Origin of the sequence: Humidesulfovibrio sp. (assembly GCF_035560995.1) — a bacterium.
Lineage (GTDB): Bacteria > Desulfobacterota > Desulfovibrionia > Desulfovibrionales > Desulfovibrionaceae > Humidesulfovibrio.
The window spans coordinates 1-4,118 of record NZ_DATMYK010000092.1 but is presented as its reverse complement, the minus strand read 5'-3'; the positions used below and the strand labels follow the sequence as shown (position 1 = coordinate 4,118).

Below are 4,118 nucleotides of genomic sequence, written 5' to 3'. Positions count from 1 at the left end.
GTCGTAGACCACGAGCTTGGGGCCCGTGCCCGCCCACTTAAAGCTGGCCGGATCGACGTCCTTGGTGCCGCTGCCGGTCCAGACGTAGGGTTTTTGCGCGCTCACCTTGTCGGCCAGGTTCAGGCCCTCCATGCTGGGCAGGCCCTTGGCCTTTTTCACCAGTTCCTCCGGCGTGCCGGAGGTGGAGATGACGCCGCGCATGGCGCCGTTGATGCGCAGGTGGCGGGTGAGGGCGCGGGTGTCGATTCCCTCGATGCCCATGACGCCGGCCTTTTTCAGGTAGTCCGGCAGGGACATGGACGCGCGCCAGTTGGAGGGCTCCTTACAGCACTCCTTGACGATGAGCGCCTCGGCCCCGACCTTGTGCGACTCCACGTCCTCGGGGTTGACGCCGTAGTTGCCGATGAGCGGGTAGGTCATGCAGACCATCTGCCCCACGTAGGAGGGATCGGTGAGAATCTCCTGGTAGCCGGTCATGCCGGTGTTGAAGATGGCTTCGCCGCCGGTTTCGCCGGGCCCGGTGAAGGATTCGCCCTCGAACCAGGTGCCGTCTTCAAGCGCCAGAATAGCTTTCATATGTCGTGCTCCCGCAGGATTTTTTCGATGTGCTCCACGTCTTCCGGCCGGTCCACTCCGTGGCTTTGTCGGCTGGTCACGGCCACGTGGATGGGTATGCCGTTCTCCAGAAGTCTCAATTGCTCAAGCTTTTCCGTGCGTTCAAGCCGCCCTTGCGGCAGCGCGGCGAAGCGCTCCAGGGCGGCCATGCGGAAGGCGTACAGGCCCACGTGCAACAGGGGCCCGACCTCGTCATCCCCCTCGCCATCGCGGCAGTAGGGAATGCCCGCACGGGAAAAATACAGTGCGCGGCGCTCCGCGTCCAGCACCACCTTGACCCGGTCCGGGCTGGCCGCGTCGGCGCGGCTCATGGGGGTCGCCAGGGTGGCCACCTGCACGCCCGCGCCCTGCGGTCCGGCAAAGGGGGCCAGCAGCTCCTCCAGCATGGCCGGGTCCAGCGCGGGCTCGTCACCCTGCACGTTGACCACCACGCTGTCGGCCTCCGCGCCCAGCAGGCGCGCCGCCTCCAGCACGCGGTCCGTGCCGCTCTGGTGGTCGCGCGCGGTCATCAGCGCGGGCACGTTCCAGGCCTTGGCCGCGGCCATGATGCGCTCGTCGTCCGTGGCCAGCACAACCTTGGAGAAGAGCGGGCATTTGGCCGCGCGCTGGTGCACGCGCACGCACATGGGCACGCCCAGAATCTCCACCAGCGGTTTGCCGGGGAAGCGCGAGGAATCATACCTCGCCGGGATGATTGCGTAACAGGGGGGCAGGGACTTCATTGCGCTTCACGGCTCCGCTGGGTGTTTACCCGCAAATTAGGTATTCGGCAACAGCCTGGCAAGCGGCCCGGGAGCCGCCCCGGCGCGATTGGGCGTACAGCTCCGCCTCGGCGCGCACGGCCTGGGGCAGGGGCGCGTTTTCCGCCAAGGCGCACAGGGCCCCCAGCACGCCTTGCCAGTCGGCCTCGCGGCGCACCAGCCCTGTATGGAAAATCTCCTCGCCCACCCAGACGAAGTTGGACCAGGACGGGCCAATGACGGGAACGATGCCGTGGGCCAGGGGCTCCAGGAAATTCTGCCCGCCCAGGTCGGCCAGGCTGCCGCCCAGGAAACAGGCCCGCGCCAGGCCGAAGGCCGCGCCCAGCTCGCCGAAGGCGTCCCACAAGAGCACCGTGCCCGGCCGGGCGGCCTCGCCCGCGCTGCGCCGGGCAAGGGGGATGCCCGCCTTGCGCAGCAGCTTTGACCAGGCCTCCACGCGCTCCATGTGCCGGGGGAACAGGCCGATGACCGCCTGCGGATGCTTGGCCAGGAGGCCCTTCACGATCTCCAGCACCTCGGCTTCCTCCTGCTTGCGCACGCTGCCCAGCACGATGAAGGGCGAGGTGCTCGGATCGGGCAGCAGGGCGGCCAGTTCCGGGCGCGCGGGCGCAGGCGTGAAGTCCAGGCGGTCGAACTTGATGTTCAGCATGACGCCGGTGCGGGCGTCGGGAAAAAGTTTGGCGAAGCGCCCGGCGTCGTCGTCGGACACGGCCAGCACGCGTTTGGGCCCCAGGGCGCGCCAGAAGCCGGGCATGCGGGAGTATCCGGCCAGGCTTTTGTGCGTCATGCGGGCGTTGACCACCAAGCAGGGCACATCCTGCTTGCGGCAGGCGGCCATGAGCCCGGGCCAGAGCTCCGTCTCCAGCAGCACCACGGCCTTGGGGGCCACGGCGGCCAGCGCCCGGTCCATGCGGCCGGGAAGATCGAAGGGGAACCAGGCGGGCACAAGCTCGACGCTTCCGGCCAGGGCCTGCGCGGCCTTTTGCAGCACGGCCATGCCCTGGCTGGTGAAGGTGGTCACCAGCACCTTGGGCTTGCCGGAGCGGCGCTCGGCGGGCAGAAATTCCGGTAACTGGCGCAACAGCTCCCAGGCCAGATAGGCCTCGCCGCCGGAGGCCGCCTGGATCCAAAGATCCGCCTTGGGCGGCGGACCGGCCGCCAGGGTGCGCTGTTCCCAGCCCTCACGCAGGCGCTTGTTGCGGCGCAGGCCATACAGGGCCGCCCGCCAGGCCAGACCGTACAGGCCAAGCATGGCGCTGATGCCCACGGGGAGCGTTCCGGGCGCGCTCACGCCTTGGCCTTGTGGGCCGCCAGGCCCAGGCGCACCAGTTCGGCCACCAGGGCGTCGAAGTCCAGGCCCACGGTCTTGGCCGCCCGGGGCAGAAGGCTCGTGGGCGTCATGCCGGGCAGGGTGTTGGTCTCCAGGATGAAGGGCTTGCCGTCGGCGTCCACCATGAAGTCCGAGCGGCTGTAGCCGTCGATGCCGAGGGCCTTGTGCGCGGCGAGGGACATCTCCTGCACCTCGGCGGTCAAGGCGGCGTCCACGGGCGCGGGACAGATTTCCTCGGCCCCGTCGGCGGCGTACTTGTTCTCGTAGTCGAAGAAGATGGTGCCCGCGCGCGGGCGGATGAGGATCACCGGCAGGGGCGCGTCGGCAAGCACCGCGCAGGTCAGCTCCAGGCCGGGGATGCATTCCTCCACAAGCGCGGCCTGCCCCAGGGCGAAGACCTTGGCAAGCGCCGGGCCGAATTCCTCGGGCGCGGCCACGCGGCTCATGCCCAGGCTGGAGCCGCCGGTGTTGGGCTTCACGAAGAGCGGGCAGGGCAGGTCGCAGGTGTCGGCCTCGCCGGGTATGCCGGTGAACAGCCGCCAGCGGGGCGTGCGCAGGCCGTGCTTGGCGTAGACGGCCTTGGCCGCGGCCTTGTTCAGGGCCAGGAACGAAGCCCTGGGACCGGCGCCCTGATAGGGGCAGCCCGCTTCTTCCAGCATGGCCTGGATGAGTCCGTCCTCGCCGGGGGAACCGTGCAGGTTCAGAAAGGCGAAGTCCGCCTCTTTGGCGGCGGGGATGATCTCGGCGAACTCCAGCGCCGGGTCCAGGAAGCGCACCTGGTGGCCCAGGCGGATGAGCGCGTCCTTGATGCCGCGCGCGCCGGAAAGGGAAACGTCTCGTTCAGTCGACCAGCCGCCGGCTATCAAAATCATGCGCATTGAGGTCAATCTCCAGAAGTTTGGACAGGGCGTCTTCTATTTCCTTGGCCTGGTTGTTGGTGCAGGCGATGCGCTCGCGGATTTCCTGGGTGCTGCCGTAGCGGTCCAGCAGGTCGCCGAAGCGCTGCTCGATGGGCACGATCTGGTCGTGGGCCACGCGCTTGTCGCCGTAGATGACCGCGATGGGCGCGAGGAAGCGCGCAAGGTCCATCTCAAAGGGCCAGTACATATGGTGGATGACGCCCATGGACAGCACGGGGTTGCCCGTGGCGGCCATGGCCCAGGCCCCGCCCAGCTGGCCGTGGTGGCCGCCGTGCTTGATGCAGTAAGCCTTGGCGATGTCGTGCAGAAGGGCGGAGGCGCGCACCGTCTCCACACAGACCTTGAGGCCGAGTTTTTGCGCGGCCTCGGCCACCTGGGTGGCCACCAGGGCCACCTTGGCGCTGTGGGCGCGGATGTGCGGGGGCATTTCGTGCTTGTCCCACAGGGCCACGCAGCGCGCCTCGGAGGGGACGCGCCAGGGCGGCCTGCGGC

5 protein-coding genes are annotated in these 4,118 nt (G+C 68.7%); all 5 read right to left on the bottom strand.

What is annotated here, in order from left to right; translation table 11 throughout:
- Window positions 1-576 (bottom strand): carbamoyl-phosphate synthase domain-containing protein (locus VN419_RS03455; protein ID WP_325644476.1); only part of this gene is annotated, 576 nt, incomplete at its 3' end.
- On the bottom strand, window positions 573-1,337 hold the full coding sequence (kdsB, locus tag VN419_RS03450; RefSeq protein WP_325644474.1) for a 3-deoxy-manno-octulosonate cytidylyltransferase: 765 nt from the start codon (window positions 1,335-1,337) through the stop codon (window positions 573-575). The genes VN419_RS03455 and kdsB, both read right to left, overlap by 4 nt.
- Before the next feature lie 25 nt (window positions 1,338-1,362).
- Window positions 1,363-2,667 (bottom strand): 3-deoxy-D-manno-octulosonic acid transferase, encoded by a 1,305-nt coding sequence (locus tag VN419_RS03445; protein ID WP_325644472.1) that lies wholly within the window; start codon window positions 2,665-2,667, stop codon window positions 1,363-1,365.
- Window positions 2,664-3,584: a D-alanine--D-alanine ligase gene (locus tag VN419_RS03440; protein WP_325644470.1), complete on the bottom strand. Its 921-nt coding sequence runs from the start codon at window positions 3,582-3,584 to the stop codon at window positions 2,664-2,666. The genes VN419_RS03445 and VN419_RS03440 overlap by 4 nt, the downstream gene beginning before the upstream one ends.
- A partial coding sequence (locus VN419_RS03435) for a phosphohydrolase (protein WP_325644468.1) occupies window positions 3,547-4,118 on the bottom strand: 572 nt, incomplete at its 5' end. The genes VN419_RS03435 and VN419_RS03440, both read right to left, overlap by 38 nt.